Below are 18446 nucleotides of genomic sequence, written 5' to 3'. Positions count from 1 at the left end.
ATATCGAGGATCAGATCAATCCGAAACGCTGCGGTCATAGTGGGGGCGTCGAGGTTGTGGAAGCCGATATCGCAGTGCGGCGGATTCGCGGTGCGGTTCAGGGGCGGCGTGATCCGGATTTCGTGATCATCGCGCGGACGGATGCCCGGGTCTCGCTCGGCCTGGAAGCGGCGATCGAACGGGCGAGGTCGTTCGTCGACGCCGGCGCGGATGTGATCTTTCCCGAGGCGCTGCGCACGGCCGACGAATACCGGCAGTTCCGGCAAGCCATCGACGTGCCGCTCATGATCAACCTCAACGAGTTCGGAGGTCGGGTGCCGCTCCGCCAGCAAGAGGTTCGCGATGTGGGCTATCAGCTCGCGATCTACCCGATGACGCTCATGAGATTGGCGATGGGGGCTGTCTCCCGCGGAGTCCGCCACATCCTCGGAGAGGGAACCCAAGAAGAACTTCTTCGTGAGATGCAGTCGAAAGATCAGTTGTATGACCTTCTCGATTATTTCGGCCATGGAGAGTTCGACCGTGAGGTCATCTCTTAGATTTTCGCGCGCGGGGAAATCGGAACATTTTGTTCTGTTCAACGGAACGACTTGTGCTCATCCTTTATGGGGGTGGTCGGGTGTTTTTCGCTAGTGATTGCAGTCACTGGCTGGATTTAGCCAGGGGTGTTGACGCTCGGGTGAGATTGGCCATAGTATCTCGATTAATGAGTTGTTTCGATGAATGAAACAAGTCAGCAACACCAGAATGCCAATGTGCAAGGACGCACTCGTATCCGGTATCTCTCTTCTCCGGTCGTCGGTTGCGCGCACAGAATCCCGTTGCAGCACGCAGCGGAAACCACGCGAGAGGCACGGAATGAACCCGAAGACTGGATTTTCTCGTCTCGCACTGGCAGCCACGGCCGCCGGTGCACTGATTCTCACCGGTTGCGCCGCAGGCAGCGCCAGTGGGGGCAGCGGTGAACAGGCCGACACCGTTGTCGTCGGCACATCGTTCATCCTCGACAGCCTGAACCCGCTCCAGACGCAGCGCGGCGTCGCCGTGAGCGCGGCATACGACACGCTCGTCCGGCCTGTGGCCGGACAGCCGGGCCAGTTCGAATCGCGCCTCGCGGATTCCTGGGAGAACACCAGCGAGAATGAATGGATCTTCACCCTGCGCGAGGGCGTGACTTTTCACGACGGCAGCGAATTCACCGCCGAGGATGTCGTCGGAACATTCGACGCTGTGGCCGAGGGGCAGTACATCTCCGCGCCGATCGTCGCCGGCTTCGCCAGTTACGAAGCCATCGACGACTACACCGTCAAGATCACGACGATCAACCCTGATCCGATCCTGCTCACCAGCCTGGCCCAGATGTACATCGTTCCCTCCGATGCGTGGGCTGAACTCGGCGAGAACGGACTCGCCTCCCAGGCGATCGGCACCGGTGCGTACGAGATCACCGACTTCGCACCGGACACCGGCGTGAAGTTCACGCGCTTCGAGGACTTCTGGGGCGAGCCGGCCCTGACCGAGAACATCCAGGTGCGAACCTTCGCCGATTCGTCGACGCTGACTTCCTCGATCGAAGCCGGAGAGATCGACGTCGCCCACGCGCTGCCCGCCACCGCGAAGGCGACGCTGGAAGGAAGCGCCAGCGTCGAGGTCGTCAACACCGCGGGCGACGGCACGAGCTACCTGCAGTTCAACACCCTGACCGCACCGTTCGACAACGCGGAGCTTCGCCGCGCCGCCAACCTCGCGGTCGACATCGACGGCCTCATCGCCGCCGCCAGCCTCGGCCTGGCCGACCCCGAGCCGGGGCAGTTGACCGACGCAAATAAATTCGGTTATACCGACGAGATCACGGCCCCGGCCTTCGACGCCGATGAAGCCGCGAAGATCGTCGCAGCAGAAGGCGCAGAAGGCACGCCGGTCGTCCTCACCGGCCTCGCCGCGCAGAAGCCCGCCCTCGAAGCCGTCTCTGGAATGCTCAACGACGTCGGGTTCTCGGCCAGCGTGAAGATCGTCGAGACCGCCGACTGGCTGACACTGTTCCGCATCACCGACCCGAACGAATGGGCGACGAGCGACACGAGCGTTTTCGCCCGCGGCCTGTCCTATGTCAGCACCTCAGACGCGAACCGCGCCTATCAGTACGCATCGCGTCTCGTCGACGACGCGAAGTGGAACGAGCTGCAGACAGCTCAGCTCCAGGAGATGGACGCCGATGCCCGTGAAGCACTGCTGATCGAGCAGGCTCACTTGCTCTACGACAACGACTACATCCTGTGGACGACCCAGGCACAGGGGATCGGCGCCCAGGTGCCCGGCATCTCCGGAGCCGACTTCGAGGGCGGCAACGCGATGGACTTCACCAAGCTGACCAAGACCAACTGACGCACGAGCTGAAGAGAGGAACAGAAAATGTCTACAACTGTCCTGGAACTGGATCCGATCGAAGTCGCTGTCGATCAGCGCGGACGCGCGGAGCTGGAGTTCATCGTGGCGATGGGCGCCGCATCCGGAGGACTGCGCAAGAAGCTCGCCGATACCCTGACCGAAGCGGGACTCTTCGACGGCGACTTCACCGACATCGAGACGCTGCGAGCCGAGACGGATGCCGTCATCGAGAACATGCCGGAGTTCCGACTCCAGCATGCACTCGGGTCCTGGAATCAGGCGACGCCCCGTTCCGTTGCGACCTTCCACCGGAACAAGGAGACGCTGCTGCCGTTCGCCAGCGGTGCGGAGCACCTGGTCGAGGACCGGATCGGCGACAGCGACGTGCCGCGCTATTGGGACTACGAGTTCCACGGCACGACCGGAGGCTGGGACGGGCACGAGCACATGGGCTTCGTGCACCATGAGATGGTCTACCGCTGGATGCTCCGCGCGTTCTACGGCAACAACATCTTCGAGCTCCGCCGGCAGGTGGCAGCCGCAGCACCGCGCGATGACTATCGTCGCATCCTCGATCTGGGCAGCGGCACCGGGCAGTACTCGATGCAGATCCAGGAGGTCTACCCGGATGCCGACCTGACGCTGATCGACATCTCCCGCGCCGAGCTGAACTACGCGCTCAAGCGCGGGCAGGAAGCCGGGCACTCCTGGCGGGGCATCCGCGCGGCGGCCGAGGAAACTGGGCTGCCGGACGAGTCCTTCGACCTCGTCACCTCGTTCATCCTTCTTCACGAGGTCCCGCCGCACGTGACCAAGAAGGTGCTCGCCGAGGCCTTCCGCCTGCTGGAGCCCGGAGGACACATCGTCTTCTCCGACGTCACGCCCTACCGCGAAGGCACGAAGGAGATGGCTTGGTCCGCCGACTACGCCGCGGCTTACGGCAACGAGCCGTGGTGGCGGACCGCTGCGACGCTCAACCTCACGGACATCGCAACCGAGATCGGTTACGTCAACGTGCAGGAAACCGGCCTCAACGGGCAGAAGTATCCCTGGCTCCTGATCGCCGAGAAGCCCGGCCGCTGAGCGACGACTCCGTTGCCCGAACACTACGAGAAGGACCTTCAGTGAAGACCCATACCGCTCTGAGCTACCGCTCGGTCAACGTGGACTTCCCGACGGTGGACGGTTCGATCCGGATCCTTCGGGGCGTCGATCTCGACGTCCCGAAGGGCTCCATCGTCGTCCTCGCGGGTGAGTCGGGCTCGGGAAAGTCGACCGCCATGCTGGCGGCCGCACGACTGCTGCCGTGGGGGGCGACAGTCGAGGGCGAAGTCCTCGTGCACGATGAGAACATCACGACCATGTCGTCGGGCGCACTGCGCGGACTGCGCGCGCAAACCATGCGCGTCATCTTCCAGGACCCCTGGAGCTCCATGCACCCGATGAAGCGCATCGGTGCGCAACTCGTCGAATCCGCCAAGCAGGCCCACCCCGACTGGCCGAAGAGCCGCCTCGAAGAGCACTGCATCGACATCCTCGAGAAAGTCGGGATTCCCGAGCCACGTGCACGGATGAAGTCCTACGCGCATCAGGTCTCGGGCGGCCAGTTGCAGCGCATCGTGATCGCGATGTGCCTCGTTGCCGAACCGGAGATCCTTCTCTGCGACGAGCCGACGACCGCACTCGACGTCACCACGCAGCAGCAGATCCTCGACCTGCTCGTTGATCTGAATAAGCGGCTGGGCGTCACCATCGTCTTGTCGACCCATGACATCAGCGTGATCCGAGGGATCGCCGACTACCTGGCTGTGATGTACGCGGGCACCGTCGTCGAGTTCGGGCCGGCGCTGGAAGTCCTCTCCGCGCCGCAGCATCCCTACACCTGGGCTCTGCTTGAATCCGCGCCGGAGCGCGCTGACGGCGGCCGACTGCTGACGATCGACGGTCGCCCGCCGCGTGCGGGGATCGAGCACCGGGGCTGTGCGTTCGCGGACCGCTGCACGGCCACCGCCGACATCTGCCGCACGGAGGCCGCCATTTTAAAGAGCATCACCCCCGAACGGCAGTCCGCCTGTCTGCGCGTGCAGCAGAGCGTTTCTGCCCCCGAGCCGATCGGAGCAGCCGTATGAACGCCGCACCGGTTCTCGAGGTCCGCGGCCTCGGTCAGAGCTTCACGGTCCCCGGACGAGGGGAGCTTCAGGCCGTCCGCGACGTCACCTTCTCCGTTGCCCCCGGGGAGACCGTCGGAATCGTCGGTGAGTCGGGATCGGGAAAGACGACGCTCGGGCGCACGCTTCTGCGGCTCTACGAGCCGACGTCGGGGACTGTGCTCTTCGAAGGCGAGGACATCACCCACGCCAAGGACCGCGCACTGCGCCGCAACGTGCGGCGACGGGCGTCGATGATCTTCCAGAACCCGGCGACGTCCTTGAGCCCGACGCTCTCGGTGGGCGACATCCTGGCCGAGCCATTGCGAGTGCACGGCGTACGATCCGCCAAGGAGCGTGCCCGTCGAGTCGCTGAAATGCTCGAGCTCGTCGGTATCGACCCCGATTGGTCGGATCGCCAAGCGTCCGAACTCTCCGGCGGGCAGCGCCAACGCATCGGCATCGCGCGAGCCCTCATGCTCGACCCCGCGCTGATCGTCGCAGACGAGCCGACCGCATCCCTCGACATCTCGGTGCAGGCGCAGATCATCAACCTCCTCAACGACCTGCAGGTCGAGCGGAACCTCTCATTCATCTTCATCAGCCACGATCTCTCCCTCGTGCGCCACATCAGCGACCGCGTCGCCGTCATGTATCTCGGAGAGATCGTCGAGATCGGCTCCAGCGAGCAGATCTTCAACGACCCGAAGCACCCGTACACCGCGTCGCTCGTCTCCATGACGCGCGCACCCGACGACCGCATCGTGCCGGTGGGCGAGGTGCCGTCGGCACTTGCACCGCCGAGCGGATGCTACTTCCACCCGCGATGCCCGGTCGCTACCAGCGCCTGTCGCGACGAGCATCCTGCCTTGCGTCATGTCGACGGGCGCGATGTCGCCTGCATCCGCTCGGGTGCGCTCGAGGTCGCCGCACCCGACGCGATCCTCAGCACTCCCATCCCTCATCCTCTGGCAGCGGTTCGCTGACCTGCCACCAACCGAAAGGAACACAACATGCCTGGGTTCGCCAAGGAGAAGAACGCTGTCGGCCTCGATCCGGAACAGGACATCAATGGGCTCCTGCACATGATCCTCGAGCTCGCATCCGAGGTATCCGTCCTGAGCGACCGGCTCTCCGTCCTGACGGCTCTGCTGGGGGAGTCCGGCAGCGTCGATGACGAGCAGATCGATCGATTCGTCCCTCAGGGAGAGCTGGCAGAGAAGCTCAACACCGACAAGCGCCGGCTCACGCAGCGGCTCGTCGCGGCATCGACCCGCGACTACGACGATCTGTCGCAGCTGATCTGATCCACCCCATCCGGGCGCGATGACGCGCCCGGATCCCGAAAGAACGAGGCGTCGAATGCCATCATCACGGAACAAGGCATGGGCCATCACCCTGTTCATCCTCAAACGGCTGGGCCTTCTCGCGATTGTCCTCTGGGGTGTGGTGACCGTGCTCTTCTTCATCATGCGCTTGTCGGGCGACCCCGCTGAGCTCTTCGCGCCCCAAGAGGCGACGCCGGAACAGATCGAAGCGCTCCGCGTGCAGCTCGGGCTCGACGGCCCCGTCTGGCAGCAGTACCTCAATACTCTGGCGGGGGCCGCGCGGCTCGATTTCGGAGACTCCTTCGCCTTCCGGCAGGACGCATTCGGGTTGATCCTCGAACGCATGGGGCCGAGTCTGACGATCATCCTCCCCACGCTCATCCTCATGGTCGTCCTCGCCTTCATCACGGGGATCTACGCGGCGCTGAACCAGGGACGGGCCCGCGGGCGGGGCCTCATGACCGCCGTGTTCGTGCTGGACGCCGTGCCGTACTTCATCATGGCGCTGCTGCTCGTACTGATCCTCGCCGTGCGGTTCCAAGTGCTCCCGGCCTCGGGGAACACCGATGGGCGGGGACTCATCATCCCGGTCGTCGCGTTGGCGATCGGAGGGTTCGCGACACTCGCACGCCTCGTGCGTGGTCAGATGATCGATGCGCTCGGGCAGACGAGCGTGCAGATGGCCCGATCCAAGGGGATCGCCCCCGCGAGGGTGCTCTTCGGGCATGCGCTCCCGCTCGCCATGCCGCCGTTGGTCTCATTCATCGGCATGATGTTCTCGTTCCTGCTCGGCTCGCTCATCATCCTCGAGACGATGTTCAACCTCAGCGGCGTCGGCGCGCTCCTGGTCCGTGCCGTGCAGAGCCGGGACTTCGCCCTCGTGACCGCCGCCGTGTTCTTCATGGCGTTCCTCATCACCATCGTCAACATGCTCGCGGAGTTCATCGTGACACTCATCGACCCGCGGCTCCGAACGAAGGCCCTCGCATGACCGACACCATGACCGCGCTGACGGTCCCCGTGCAGCCGCGCCGCGGCAGATCCCGGCGCAACGGACCCCTGGCATACATCCGCGGCGTGCTCCGATCCAAGTCCGGGCTTGCCTCGGTGATCGGCATCGCGTTGCTGATCGTGCTGGCCGTCGGCGCCGATGTGTTCGCGCCATTCGACCCCGACAAGCAGAACGTCTCGCTCTCCTTCGCACCGCCTTCGTGGCTCGGCGGAGCAGAGGGGCACATCCTGGGCACCGATCAGTTGGGCCGCGACACGTTCAGCCGGGTGATCCACGGGTTGAGGCTGAGCCTGATCATCGGCATCGGTGCGGCGACGATCTCCGCGTTCCTCGGACTCGCCCTCGGCATCCTCGCCGGCTACTTCGAGAACTCGGTCGGCATCGTGCTCATGCGCCTGGCCGACATCCAGTTCGCCATCCCGTTCGCAGCTGTCGCGCTGGCGCTCGCCGCCGTCATGGGCCCCGGAGCCGCGGGGCTGATCATCCTGCTCGGGCTCTGGGGATGGACAGGACACGCGAGAACGATCTCGAGCACCGTCTCCCAGGTGAAGCGTTTGGACTATGTCGTCGCGTCGCGAACGATGGGGGCGTCGACCTGGTCCATCCTCGTCCGTCACATCGCACCGGCCGTGCTTGGCCCGGTCATCATCCTCTGGTCGACGAGCTGCGGCGTTCTGGTCCTCGCGGAGAGCGGGCTGAGCCTGCTGGGTCTCGGCGTGCAATCGCCGGAGTTCTCGATTGGAACGATTCTCTCCGAGGCGCAGGTCAACCTGCGGCTCGCGCCCTGGGCCGTGATCGCTCCCGGACTCGTGCTCGTCGTCCTGATCCTGAGCTTCTCCACGCTGGGCGATGCGATGCGCGACAACCTCGGCGGTAAGAGCAAGACCCCCGTCCGCAACCCGGAGCTCGTCTGACATGGCAACCGAAACGAAACCCCTGGAGGATCTGCGCAAGAACCGCGACAGGATCGCCGCGCCTGACTATTCGCAGGACACCTCCTGGGTGCGCCGTCGCCATCTCGGCGGAAAGCTTGGCGACCCGGCCGTCTTCTACATCCATCCGACCACCGAGCGAACCCTGGAGCGCTGGTTCGGGGATCCCGGTGATCCGCGCGTGCGCGAGGGAGAGGAGAGCGTGGTCGAGCAGCACGCGACGGCATTTCCGGGGAACATGTGGGCGCCCGCATACCGGCAGGCGACCACTCGGGCCTTCCACCAGCACGTCCACAGCGGCGGCGCGGCATACGATCTCGCCTTCGAGGACATCCGCGCAGCATTCGAAGTGTTCCGCCGCGAGGTTCCCGATGGGCCGTTCGTCATCGCCGGGCACAGCCAGGGAGCGCGTCACGTGATCGATCTGCTCACGCTGATCGCTGACGACCCGTCGGTGAGCGACCGGCTCGTCGCGGCCTATGCGATCGGAGCAGGCATCCCCGAGGGCCGCGAGCGGGTGCTCGAGAGCTTCCCGCTTCCGCGGGCCGCCGAGCAGACGGGGGTTCTCATCGGGTGGAACGCCGCGCTGAAGTCCAAATCTGCCGATCCGGCCGCGCGTCGACCCGATCCGCTCAGCGTCGACCCGATCCGATTCCTCGCCTGGGACGGCGCAGACTCCGAGGGAGACCACCTCGGAGGGTTCCCGGCACCCTTCGACGACATCCGCGTCGAGGTCGAGAACGGGAACGGGGTCGTTCTCATCACCGAGCTCACCGATCGGGGCCTGAGCGACTTCGCGTTGCCCGGGGGGAGTCTGCATGCGGTCGAAGTGCAGCTGTTCGCCCGCGATATCGCGGCCGACGTCCGCCGGCGGACCCGTGCCTGGCGTACCCGAAACCATCACTGAAAGGACGCCCGTGAGCGACTCGAGCCCGCAGATCCTGCAGAACGACGCCGCCTATGCGCGCGGTGAAGTCCCCTTCTGGACCGGCGCACGCGGACAACGCGTCTCCGTCTCCGGAGGCACCATCCACTATGTCGAGCTCGGAGATCCGGCCGCACCGCCCGTCATGCTGATGCACAAGCTCGGGGGGTGGGCGGCGGATTGGCGCGCAGTCGCCGAACGGCTGGCCGTCGATCACCGGGTGCTCGTGGTGGATGCTCCCGGGCACGGAGGATCCCAACTGCACAAGGAGATCACCTGGGCCCATCCGATCACCGCATCCAGCGCCATGGTCGCCGAGTTCCTGGACGCCCTCGGCATCGATCGCCTGCACCTGATGGGCGCATCCCTCGGGGGCGTGATCAGCACACAGCTGGCATCCGAGCAGCCGGAGCGCGTCCTCACGCTCGCGCTGGTCGGCGTCTCCCTCACCGGGCGCCAGAGCCTGGAGCTCACGCTCGAGAACGATCGCGCCGTGCGCGACATGTTCACGGACGATTGGACCCCGTTGCCCTTCCCCGTCGACCCGGGTCTATCGGGGCGCGAGCTCGCGACCGCGACCGCCCAGAACGCTTCACGTGCGCAGGTCGGGCGCTGGGCCCGGGCGAGCGAGCGCGGCTTCGGACTGATTGGCATCGAACAGCGTCTGGAGTTCATCACCGCACCCGTGCTGCTCCTCAACGGAGTCTCGGCGCGGTATCGCAAGTACGAGGACACCGCCCGGCGGCTGCTCGGGAACGTGCGCGTCGAGACGATGGAAATCGCCGGTATGTTCCCTCATCAGGAGGATCCCGACGAGACCGAGCTCCGCTGGAGATCCTTCACCGACGATGCCGCATGACCGTCACCCGTGAAGCGGGCTCCGCGTTGCCGGTCGAGCAGGTGAGCCGTGCAAGATTCTGGCTGATCTATGCGGCGCTCGCCGCCGGGATGTTCCTGTCGAGTCTGAACCACACCGTACTCTCGGCAGCGATGCCGACGATCGTCGGAGATCTCGGCGGGGTGCAGTTCCAAGCCTGGATGACGACCGCATTCCTCATCACGGCGACGATCTCGATGCCCATCTACGGACGCCTCGCTGACTCGTACGGCCACCGCTGGCTGTACCTCATCGCCGTCGCCGTCTTCACGATCGGCTCCATCGGCGCGGGGCTCTCAGCCGACTTCTGGGCCCTGGTCCTCTGGCGCGGAGTGCAGGGGTTGGGCGGCGGCGGGCTCATGGTGCTGTCGATGGCGATCGTCGCCTCATTGGTGACGCCCGTTCAACGCGCGAAGTTCATGACTCCGTTGAATGCGATCTTCGCCGTCTCCTCCGTACTCGGACCGCTGATCGGCGGCATGATCATCGATCGGTTCGACTGGAGCTGGGTGTTCTTCATGAACGTTCCTGTCGGGATCCTCTGCCTTGCCGTGAGCGCGTTCGCGCTCAGGCTGCCGGCTCCGGGGCAGCGCGAGAAGGTCGACATCGCCGGAATGATCTCTCTGGCCTTCGTGACGGTGAGCACGCTCATCGCGATCGACCAGATCTCCTCCTACGGCATCTCGCCGCCGACCCGACTGGCGATCGTGAGCATCGTGGTCGCCGTGATCTCCACCACGGTTCTCGTCCTCGTGGAGAGACGCGCATCTGCGCCCGTCATGCCGCTCGGTCTCTTCCGCGACTCGCAGTTCCTCCTCTCCACGGTGGTCGGATTCATCCTGGGGTTCGTCCTGATCGCCGTGTTGTCGTTCATGCCGACGGTGCTGCAGATGGGCAAGGGAGAGTCCGCAGCGAATGCCGGGCTGCTGATCACGCCGATGAACGGCGGCTGGATCCTGGTGAGCATCGTCGTCGGTGTGATCGTCTCCCGCACAGGACGCTACAAAGGGTGGGTCGTGGCGGGTGTAGCCATCGGTGCCGCCGCAATCGCGGCCCTGGGCCTCCTGCAGGTGCAGACGCCCATCTGGGCGATCAGCCTCACAATGCTCGTCTTCGGCATCGGGATGGGGATGGGGTTCAACCTGCTGATCGTCATCGCCCAGAACGCGGTTCCGGCCCAGCTGTTGGGGACGGCAACCGGTGCGCACAACTACGTCAGAGAAGTCGGTGCGGCCTTCGGCGTGGCCGTCATCGGCGCATTGTTCACGATGAGTCTCCACGCTCGCTTGACGGACGTTTTCATCGGCGAGGGGTTCTCCGAATCGCGCGCCGCTCAGCTGGCTTCTGATATCTCACCAGTCGAGCTGGCGTCGGCGGAGCCAGGCTTGCAGAGTGCGCTCGCCGCCGTATATTTCGATGCTTTCGCACCGGTCATGCTGGGGATGACGCCCGTTCTGATCGCAGCTCTCGCGATGTGCGCATTCCTCAAGCGAAACGCTTTTACCACCCTGGCCGATGAGCCGGTCGGAGAAGCAACGCGCAGCTGACCTGCAAATGGGAGGGGCGCACACGAGACCGTGTGCGCCCCTCCCATTTGCTTCGGCTATCTGCCGGCCACATGCCCCGCCGCGATGTACGCGAGTCCCAGTGCGGGCAGGAGCCCGTTGCCGGCGAGGTAGCCGCTGGCGCCGTGGCCGGAGATGCCGGCTGCGGCGCCGCCGGAGGCGTACAGGCCCTCGATGGCGGTTTCGTCTGCGCGCATGACCTGCGCGTGAGCATCGACGCGGAGCCCGCCCTGGGTGTGGAAGAGCGCCGGCTTGATGAAGATCGCTGCGAGACGGCCGGTCAGCGGCGCCTCCCATGCGGTGCGCTCGAAGGCATCCGACTCGTCACCGGACGCGACCGCGGCGGTCATGGCGACGGTGCGCGCGAGCCCCTCCGGGGAGATGCCCGCCTCGGCTGCGAGCTCGGCGGGGGAGTCGCCCCAGCGCACGCCGCCGCCGGCGATGACGTCCTGGAAGTCCTGGAATCCGCTGCACGCCTCGTGGATGCGCTCATCGATGATGATCCAGGCGCCGTCGGGGGCGTTCTCGGCGGAGATCGCGGCGTACTCGGAGTATCCGGTGGTCTCGTTGCCGAAGCGCTCGCCGGCGCGGTTCACGACGAACCCACCGTGCATGATCGTCGCCCAGGTCGCGAGGGACGCCGAGGGCATCGCCAGTGCTGCGTGGCCCTGGTAGGCGTCGAGGTAGTCGGTGGCGGCACCGAGGGCTTCTCCGATGCGGAGGGCGTCGCCACGCGAGTGCTCGCTGCCGTGGTAGATCGCCGAAGCGATCTCGGGCATGTGCTGCGTGACGAGTTCGGGATCGGCCCCGTAGCCGTTCGTGGCGAGGAGCACGGCCTTCGTCGGGATCTCCTCCCGCCCGTCGGGCGTCTCGATGATGGCAGCGGTGACACAGCCGTCGGTGACCACGACGTCGACGAGCCGTGCCGGAACCATGACGTCGATCATGTCGTGAGCGTTGACGGCGTTCACGAGGGTGGCGAGCATCGCTGTCCCGGAGTGCCCGGGGATCGTGTGGCAGCGGGCGACCGAATGGCCGGGGTAGACGAAGTCGGTGACGAGCGAGATGTCCATGCCGACGCTGTCGGCGAGCCACTCGATCAGCTCGGCGCTCACGGCGCTGAGGGATTCCGTGGCCACCTCGTTGAAGTCGCCGTGCGTCTTCTTCGCGACGTCGGCGCGGAAAAGTTCGGGGGAGTCGTCGATGCCGGCATCGCGCTGGAAGCGGGTGCCCATCGCAGGGATCATCGCGGTCGACATCGAGGTGTTGTTGCCGCGGCGGAACCGTTCGTTCGATTCGACGACGAGAACCGACAAGCCCGCTTGGGCGGCGCGCAGCGCGCCGGCGAGGCCACCACCGGCTCCCGCCACGATCAGGTCCGGTCCGTCGAAATCGTTCTCGTCCATGCATCGCTCCTCGTTTGTTGCGCTTACCGAAACATTATCGCGCCGTGGGTTCCAGGGGAAGGGGTGGCCGGTTTCGCTGTTCTTTCTTGGTTTCGTTGACTTCTCGCTGAACTTCGATCTACTTTAGGAGTGGCCGCAGGCCGATTAGGCGTTTCGTTTAACGGAACATCTGAAAGAAATGGAGACAGCTCATGGCAATGATGCCGACCGGGCCCGCGCCTGTCCTCCTCTATGTTCCCGGTGATCGCCCCGACCGCTTCGCCAAGGCCGAAGCGGCCTCCACGGGTGTGATTCTCGACTTGGAAGACGCGGTCGCCCCGGAGAATAAGGCCGAGGCGCGCGAGGCCGTCGCCGCTTATATCTCCTCCTCAGGGGCGCCCCATAAGCTTTGGGTGCGCGTCGGCCGCATGACGCTCGCGGAAGACATCGCCGCGTTGCGGGCCTGCTCCGGCTACGCGGGGATCATGCTGGCGGATGCTTCGCCCGAGACCCTGGCGATCCTGCACGCCGAGCTGCCGGAAGCCCCGGTTCTCGCCCTCGTCGAATCGGCTTCCATTCTCGGGCGGCTCGCTGAGATGGCCGCGGCCCCGAACATCCTCACCTTCGGCGTCGGCGAGGTCGACCTCCTGGCCGATCTCGGCCTGCGGCGCACCGACGGCACGGCCCACATCATCGATGCGCTGCGCTTCCGGATGGTCGAGGCCGCCGCAGCAGCAGGACTCCCCGCGCCCGTCGCCCCCACGTCGCTCGACGTGCGCGACACAGCGAGCCTCGCTGAATCCACCCGCCATCTGCGCGACCTCGGGTTCGGCAGCCGCACCGCGATCCATCCCGCGCAGTGCGCGATCGTCGCCGAGGTCTTCCGGCCGACGGTCGATGAAGTCGCGCGCGCACAGGCGCTGATGGCGGCATACGAGCGCGCCGGCGGCGCTGTGGCCGTCGACGACGACGGCCAGTTCATCGATGCCGCCGTCCTCCGCCAAGCACAGGCGACGCTCGCTCGCCACGAAGGAGTAGCCCCATGATGGCCCTCGACGGGATCCGCGTCATCGACGCATCCTCCATCCTCGCCGGCCCTCTCGCCTGCCAGATCCTCGGAGATCACGGTGCCGACGTCATCAAGATCGAGCATCCGATCAAGGGCGACAGCATGCGCGGACACGGGCCGTCCAAGGACGGCGTGCCGATCTGGTGGAAGGAGGTCTCGCGCAACAAGCGTCACCTGGCGCTCAACCTCGGCCGCCCCGACGGCGCCGAGGTCCTTCGGCGCCTGATCCCGCAGACCGACGTGATCGTCGAGAACTTCCGCCCCGGCACCTTCGAGAAGTGGGGCCTCGGGCCCGACGCGCTCCACGAACTCAATCCCGGTCTCGTCATCGCGCGACTCACCGGCTTCGGCCAGAGCGGCCCCTACTCGAGCCGCCCCGGATTCGGCACCCTCGTCGAGGCGATGAGCGGTTTCGCGCATCTCACCGGCCCCGGGGATGCTCCTCCCACCCTTCCCGCGTTCGGCCTGGCCGACACGATCGCCGGCATCGCGGCATCCTCAGCGATTCTCATGGCGCTCCGTCACCGCGACCGCACCGGCGAGGGCCAGATCGTCGACGTCGACCTGCTCTCCCCGATGCTCACCGCCGCAGGCCCCGGCCCCAGCGCCTACGACCTGCTCGGCACGATCGGCGTGCGAAACGGCAACCGATCGACGAACAACGCGCCCCGCAACACGTACCTCACCAAGGACGGCAAGTGGCTCGCGATCTCGACGAGCGCGCAGTCGATCGCCGAGCGCGTGATGGAACTCGTCGGCCACCCCGAGGTCATCACCGAACCCTGGTTCGCCAGCGGATCCGGCCGAGTGCAGCACGTCGACCTGCTCGACGGCTACGTCGGCGACTGGATCGGCGCGCGCGACCGCGACGAGGTCATGCGCGAGTTCACCGCGGCGGGAGCGGCCGTCGCTCCCGTCTACGACGCGCGCGACGTCGTCGAGGACGAGCACATCCGCGGCGCCGAGGTGCTCACCGAGGTCGAGGACGACGACTTCGGCACCATGCTCCAGCACAACCTCATGTGGCGGCTCGACAAGTCGCCCGGCTCCATCCGTTTCCCCGGCCGCGCCCTGGGCGCGGACACCGACGCGATCCTCGAGGAACTCGGCTACTCCGAGGCCGAGATCGCATCTCTGAGAGAAAGTGAACTGATCACGTGACCGACGCCCTGCTCGAGGCCATCGCCGGCCCGCTGACGGTATTCGACCTCGCCCGCCAGCTCCGCGTGGGAATGCCCCAATCGCACAACCATCCGCAGTTCTGGCACACGCTGCCGCGCCGTCACGGCGACATGGTGCGCCCCGACGGCGGCAGCGCCGCCAACGACATGATCACGATGGGCACGCACGTCGGCACGCACATCGACGCGCTCGCCCACGTCAGCCAGGACGGCGCGCTGCACGGAGGAGCGGATGCCGGTGACTCTTGCCTCGGCGGAAAATACGTCGAGCACGGGGTGCACACCATCGCCCCGATGATCCGTCGCGGCGTGCTCCTCGACGTGCCGACCTTCCTCGGAGAGACCGACCTGCCGGGTGGATTCGAGATCACACCGGAGCACCTCGAGCAGTGCGCCCATGCGCAGGGCACCGAGATCCGTGAGGGCGACGTCGTGCTGATCCGCAGTGGATGGGGCAAGAAGTTCGCCGAGGGGGCCGCCTACATGGGGCACTCGACCGGCGTGCCCGGTGTCGGCGAGGCCGGTGCCCAGTGGCTCGCCGCTCGCGGCATCCACGCGACCGGCGCCGACACCATCGCCTACGAGGTGCAGCATCCGGGAGCACCGCACGCGGTCCTGCCCGCGCACCGCGTGCTCCTCGTCGAGAGCGGCGTCTACATCATCGAGGCGCTCGACCTCGAGGAGATCTCCGCGGCGGGCGTACACGAGTTCACCCTCGTGCTCGTGCCCCTGAACATCTTCGGCGCCACCGGGTCGCCGGTTCGTCCTCTCGCGGTGGTGAACGCATGAGCGAGCAGAAGCCGATTGCGCTGATCATCGCCGACTGGGCCGACGCGCTACGGTTCGAAGACCTCCCCGGATCCGTCGTCGAGAGCATCAAGTCCCGGGTGCTCGACACCCTCGGGATCGCGGTCGCGGCATCGGCGCTCGATACGAGCCACGCCGTCCAGCAGTACGCGCGCGACAACGGGGGTGCGCCGCAGGCCACAGCGCTCGGCGTCGAGCAGCAGGTCCCGGCATCCCGCGCCGCCTTCGTCAACGGCGTGCTCGCGCACTCGCTCGATTACGACGACACGCACCTTCCCAGCGTCCTGCACCCGAGCGCCAGTGTCGTCCCGGCGGTCCTCGCCTACGCGCAGGCCAAGAACCTCACCGGCCGCGACGTCATCCGGGCCATCGCCATCGGTCTCGAGGTCTGCATCCGGCTGGGCATGGCCGGCTACGACCGAGAGACCCAGAACTCTACCTACTTCGAGCACGGCCAGCACGCCACCTCGATCTGCGGAGCCATGGGCGCAGCCGCGGCCGTCGGAGCCCTCGCCGGAGACGCCTCGACCATCGCGAACGCTCTCGGCATCGCAGCATCCATGTCCTCCGGCATCATCGAATGCAACCGCACCGGCGGCAACGTCAAGAAGATCCACTGCGGGTGGGCCGCGCAGTCGGCCGTCTCAGCCGTCGAACTCGTCGAGCTCGGGATCACCGGACCTCCGACCGTGATCGAAGGACGCTTCGGCTTCCTCGAAGCGTGGCTGCACGGCACATTCGACGTCTCGGAGATCACCGACGGGCTCGGCACGGAGTGGGTCATCCCCGACATCTTCTTCAAGCCCTACCCGGCCAATCACTTCACGCACGCGGCGGTCGACGCCGCGGCGGCGATGCGCCGAGCCGGAATCACCCACGACGACGTCGCGGAGTTCATCCTCGGTGTCCCGTCGGCGAACATCCGCACGATCGGCGAGCCCATCGAGGTCAAGCGCCGCCCCGAGACCGCCTACATGGCCCAGTTCTCCGGCCCGTACGCCGTGGCCGCCGGACTGCTCGGCGGAGGCGGCCTGGAAGTCGGCCTCGACGACTACACCGACGAGCTCGCCCAGGATCCGGTGCGCCGTGCCATCATGGCGAAGGTCTCCGTCGTGGTCGACGACCGCTGCAGCGAGATCTTCCCCATGCAATTCCCCGCCGTTCTCACCGCCCGACTGCACGACGGTCGCGAGGTGGTCGAGGAGGTGCTCGTGAATCGAGGCGGCAACCGCAACCCGCTCTCCTTCGACGAGCTCACGACCAAGTTCCGCGACAACGCCTCACGCGTGCTCGACGAGCAGCGCGTCGCCGAACTCGAACAGGGATGCCGCGCGCTCGACACCCTGACCGACATCCGATCCATCTTCGAACCCCTCGGCGCGATCGCCGCAGTTCCCGCCGTCTAGCGAAAGGTCCCACCCATGTCCCATTACGACCTCCTGATCACCAACGTCAAGGTGGTGCGCGCCGGCAAGGATGCGCCCGAGCAGCTCGACGTCGCCATCAGCGGCGGCAAGTTCGCCGAGATCGCCCCCTCGATCGACCCGGGTCTCGCCGACAAGGTCGTCGACGCCGGCGGCAAGCACCTGTTCCCCGGCGTCGTCGACGGCCACCAGCACTGGGGCATCTACAACCCCCTGAGCGAGGACGCCGATATCGAATCGCGTGCGAACGCCCAGGGCGGCGTGACCACCGGCCTCACCTACATGCGCACCGGCGCGTACTACATGAACAAGTCCGGCTCCTACGAGCAGTTCTACCCCGAGGTGCTCGAAGCCGTCGAGAACCGCTCCTACTCCGACTACGCGTTCCACGTCGCTCCGATCCTCAGCGATCACATCGATGAGATTCCCTACCTCATCGACGCGGGCGTCCCCTCGTTCAAGGTGTTCATGTTCTACGGCTCGCACGGCCTGCACGGCGGCGCCAAGGACCAGTCGAAGTTCCTCATGCTGCCCGAGGGCGAGAGCTACGACTACGCCCACTTCGAGTTCGTCATGCGCGGCATCCAGAAGGCGCGCCTCGACCCGAAGTACGCCGACATCGCCGACCAGATCTCGCTGTCGATGCACTGCGAGACGGCAGAGATCATGCGCGCCTACACGAAGCTCGTGCAGGAGGAGGGCAAGCTCACCGGCCTCGAGGCGTACAGCGCGTCCCGCCCGCCGCACTCCGAGGGCCTCGCGATCACGATCGCCGCGTACCTGGCCTATGAGACCGAGATGCCGAACATCAACCTGCTGCACCTGACCTCGAAGAAGGCGATCGAGGCGGCCATGCTTATGCAGCAGACCTTCCCGCACATCAACTTCCGTCGCGAGGTCACCGTCGGGCACCTGCTCGCCGACTTCACCTCGCCGATCGGCGGCAAGGTCAACCCGCCGCTGCGCTCGCGCGACGACGTCGAGGCGCTGTGGGAGCACGTGCTCGCCGGCAACTTCGACTGGGTCGTCTCCGACCACGCCTGCTGCAAGGAGGAGGCGAAGTTCGGCGACCCGAAGGATGATGTCTTCCTCGCCAAGTCGGGCTTCGGCGGAGCCGAGTACCTGCTGCCGGGCATGATCTCCGAGGGGCGCAAGCGCGGCCTCAGCTACAACCGCATCGCCGAGCTCGTCTCGCGCAACCCCGCCGACCGCTACGGCGTCGCCGGCAAGGGCGACATCGTCGTCGGATACGACGCGGACTTCGCGCTCGTCGACGACGACGTCTCCTACGTCGTCCGCGCCGAGGACTCGTTCTCGGCCCAGGAGTACACGCCGTTCGAAGGTCACGAGCTCACCGCGAAGGTGACCGACACCTACCTGCGCGGTCAGCAGATCTTCGCCGACGG

At 66.3% G+C, this 18446-nt stretch carries 17 protein-coding genes; 16 read left to right on the top strand and 1 reads right to left on the bottom strand.

Annotation, left to right across the window (positions count from 1 at the left end; genetic code table 11):
- From Q0Z66_RS09635 to Q0Z66_RS09585, 11 genes are all read left to right on the top strand, one after another.
- Positions 1 to 539, top strand: a 539-nt coding sequence (locus tag Q0Z66_RS09635) for an isocitrate lyase/phosphoenolpyruvate mutase family protein (protein WP_298040567.1), incomplete at its 5' end; no start/stop codon positions are given.
- Between the two features lie 319 nt (positions 540 to 858).
- Entirely contained in the window at positions 859 to 2385 is a 1527-nt protein-coding gene (locus Q0Z66_RS09630) for an ABC transporter substrate-binding protein (protein WP_298040566.1), read from the top strand.
- A 27-nt stretch (positions 2386 to 2412) separates the two neighbouring features.
- Positions 2413 to 3471, top strand: coding sequence for a class I SAM-dependent methyltransferase (locus Q0Z66_RS09625; protein WP_298040564.1), 1059 nt, complete (start codon positions 2413 to 2415; stop codon positions 3469 to 3471).
- Positions 3472 to 3512: 41 nt separating this feature from the next.
- Positions 3513 to 4517: an ABC transporter ATP-binding protein gene (locus Q0Z66_RS09620; RefSeq protein WP_298040563.1), complete on the top strand. Its 1005-nt coding sequence runs from the start codon at positions 3513 to 3515 to the stop codon at positions 4515 to 4517.
- On the top strand, positions 4514 to 5521 hold the full coding sequence (locus Q0Z66_RS09615; RefSeq protein ID WP_298040562.1) for an ABC transporter ATP-binding protein: 1008 nt from the start codon (positions 4514 to 4516) through the stop codon (positions 5519 to 5521). The genes Q0Z66_RS09620 and Q0Z66_RS09615 overlap by 4 nt, the downstream gene beginning before the upstream one ends.
- A 27-nt stretch (positions 5522 to 5548) precedes the next feature.
- Complete coding sequence (locus Q0Z66_RS09610; RefSeq protein ID WP_298040561.1) at positions 5549 to 5842, top strand: hypothetical protein; 294 nt, start codon at positions 5549 to 5551, stop codon at positions 5840 to 5842.
- A 55-nt stretch (positions 5843 to 5897) separates the two neighbouring features.
- Entirely contained in the window at positions 5898 to 6854 is a 957-nt protein-coding gene (locus Q0Z66_RS09605) for an ABC transporter permease (protein WP_298040559.1), read from the top strand.
- Positions 6851 to 7789 carry an ABC transporter permease gene (locus tag Q0Z66_RS09600; RefSeq protein WP_298040557.1) on the top strand — a complete coding sequence of 313 codons (939 nt, stop codon included), beginning with the start codon at positions 6851 to 6853 and terminating at the stop codon, positions 7787 to 7789. Before Q0Z66_RS09605 ends, Q0Z66_RS09600 begins: the two co-directional genes overlap by 4 nt.
- A 1-nt stretch (position 7790) precedes the next feature.
- Positions 7791 to 8714, top strand: a complete 924-nt coding sequence (locus Q0Z66_RS09595) for a DUF3089 domain-containing protein (RefSeq protein WP_298040555.1) — start codon at positions 7791 to 7793, stop codon at positions 8712 to 8714.
- Between the two features lie 10 nt (positions 8715 to 8724).
- Positions 8725 to 9591, top strand: a complete 867-nt coding sequence (locus tag Q0Z66_RS09590; RefSeq protein WP_298040553.1) for an alpha/beta fold hydrolase — start codon at positions 8725 to 8727, stop codon at positions 9589 to 9591.
- Positions 9588 to 11156: an MFS transporter gene (locus tag Q0Z66_RS09585; protein WP_298040551.1), complete on the top strand. Its 1569-nt coding sequence runs from the start codon at positions 9588 to 9590 to the stop codon at positions 11154 to 11156. Before Q0Z66_RS09590 ends, Q0Z66_RS09585 begins: the two co-directional genes overlap by 4 nt.
- Positions 11157 to 11212: 56 nt before the next feature.
- Here the strand turns inward: Q0Z66_RS09585 and Q0Z66_RS09580 are convergent, their stop codons facing one another.
- The gene (locus tag Q0Z66_RS09580; RefSeq protein ID WP_298040550.1) at positions 11213 to 12580 is read right to left on the bottom strand and encodes an FAD-binding protein; all 1368 of its coding nucleotides are present in this window, start codon (positions 12578 to 12580) and stop codon (positions 11213 to 11215) included.
- Positions 12581 to 12771: 191 nt separating this feature from the next.
- Here Q0Z66_RS09580 and Q0Z66_RS09575 point away from each other — a divergent pair, with 191 nt between their 5' ends.
- The 5 genes from Q0Z66_RS09575 to Q0Z66_RS09555 all read left to right on the top strand — a co-directional run.
- Complete coding sequence (locus tag Q0Z66_RS09575) at positions 12772 to 13605, top strand: aldolase/citrate lyase family protein (protein ID WP_298040549.1); 834 nt, start codon at positions 12772 to 12774, stop codon at positions 13603 to 13605.
- Complete coding sequence (locus Q0Z66_RS09570; RefSeq protein ID WP_298040548.1) at positions 13602 to 14789, top strand: CoA transferase; 1188 nt, start codon at positions 13602 to 13604, stop codon at positions 14787 to 14789. Before Q0Z66_RS09575 ends, Q0Z66_RS09570 begins: the two co-directional genes overlap by 4 nt.
- Positions 14786 to 15598: a cyclase family protein gene (locus Q0Z66_RS09565; protein WP_298040546.1), complete on the top strand. Its 813-nt coding sequence runs from the start codon at positions 14786 to 14788 to the stop codon at positions 15596 to 15598. Before Q0Z66_RS09570 ends, Q0Z66_RS09565 begins: the two co-directional genes overlap by 4 nt.
- Positions 15595 to 17022: an MmgE/PrpD family protein gene (locus Q0Z66_RS09560; RefSeq protein ID WP_298040544.1), complete on the top strand. Its 1428-nt coding sequence runs from the start codon at positions 15595 to 15597 to the stop codon at positions 17020 to 17022. The genes Q0Z66_RS09565 and Q0Z66_RS09560 overlap by 4 nt, the downstream gene beginning before the upstream one ends.
- Before the next feature lie 15 nt (positions 17023 to 17037).
- Positions 17038 to 18446: dihydroorotase family protein (locus Q0Z66_RS09555; protein ID WP_298040543.1), on the top strand; the 1409-nt coding region annotated here is incomplete at its 3' end.

Origin of the sequence: uncultured Microbacterium sp., from assembly GCF_947632095.1 — a bacterium.
In the GTDB taxonomy this organism is placed as follows: domain Bacteria; phylum Actinomycetota; class Actinomycetes; order Actinomycetales; family Microbacteriaceae; genus Microbacterium.
Note: the sequence above shows the minus strand (reverse complement) of the source record. Positions and strands in the feature narration are given on the sequence as shown.

What these genes read in the sequence shown, in the direction of transcription:
- Q0Z66_RS09630 (WP_298040566.1), top strand. Translation starts at nt 859, where the DNA reads ATGAACCCGAAGACTGGATTTTCTCGTCTCGCACTGGCAGCCACGGCC.
- Q0Z66_RS09625 (WP_298040564.1), top strand. Translation starts at nt 2,413, where the DNA reads ATGTCTACAACTGTCCTGGAACTGGATCCGATCGAAGTCGCTGTCGAT.
- Q0Z66_RS09615 (WP_298040562.1), top strand. Translation starts at nt 4,514, where the DNA reads ATGAACGCCGCACCGGTTCTCGAGGTCCGCGGCCTCGGTCAGAGCTTC.
- Q0Z66_RS09610 (WP_298040561.1), top strand. Translation starts at nt 5,549, where the DNA reads ATGCCTGGGTTCGCCAAGGAGAAGAACGCTGTCGGCCTCGATCCGGAA.
- Q0Z66_RS09605 (WP_298040559.1), top strand. Translation starts at nt 5,898, where the DNA reads ATGCCATCATCACGGAACAAGGCATGGGCCATCACCCTGTTCATCCTC.
- Q0Z66_RS09600 (WP_298040557.1), top strand. Translation starts at nt 6,851, where the DNA reads ATGACCGACACCATGACCGCGCTGACGGTCCCCGTGCAGCCGCGCCGC.
- Q0Z66_RS09595 (WP_298040555.1), top strand. Translation starts at nt 7,791, where the DNA reads ATGGCAACCGAAACGAAACCCCTGGAGGATCTGCGCAAGAACCGCGAC.
- Q0Z66_RS09585 (WP_298040551.1), top strand. Translation starts at nt 9,588, where the DNA reads ATGACCGTCACCCGTGAAGCGGGCTCCGCGTTGCCGGTCGAGCAGGTG.
- Q0Z66_RS09580 (WP_298040550.1), bottom strand. Translation starts at nt 12,580, where the DNA reads ATGGACGAGAACGATTTCGACGGACCGGACCTGATCGTGGCGGGAGCC.
- Q0Z66_RS09575 (WP_298040549.1), top strand. Translation starts at nt 12,772, where the DNA reads ATGGCAATGATGCCGACCGGGCCCGCGCCTGTCCTCCTCTATGTTCCC.
- Q0Z66_RS09570 (WP_298040548.1), top strand. Translation starts at nt 13,602, where the DNA reads ATGATGGCCCTCGACGGGATCCGCGTCATCGACGCATCCTCCATCCTC.
- Q0Z66_RS09560 (WP_298040544.1), top strand. Translation starts at nt 15,595, where the DNA reads ATGAGCGAGCAGAAGCCGATTGCGCTGATCATCGCCGACTGGGCCGAC.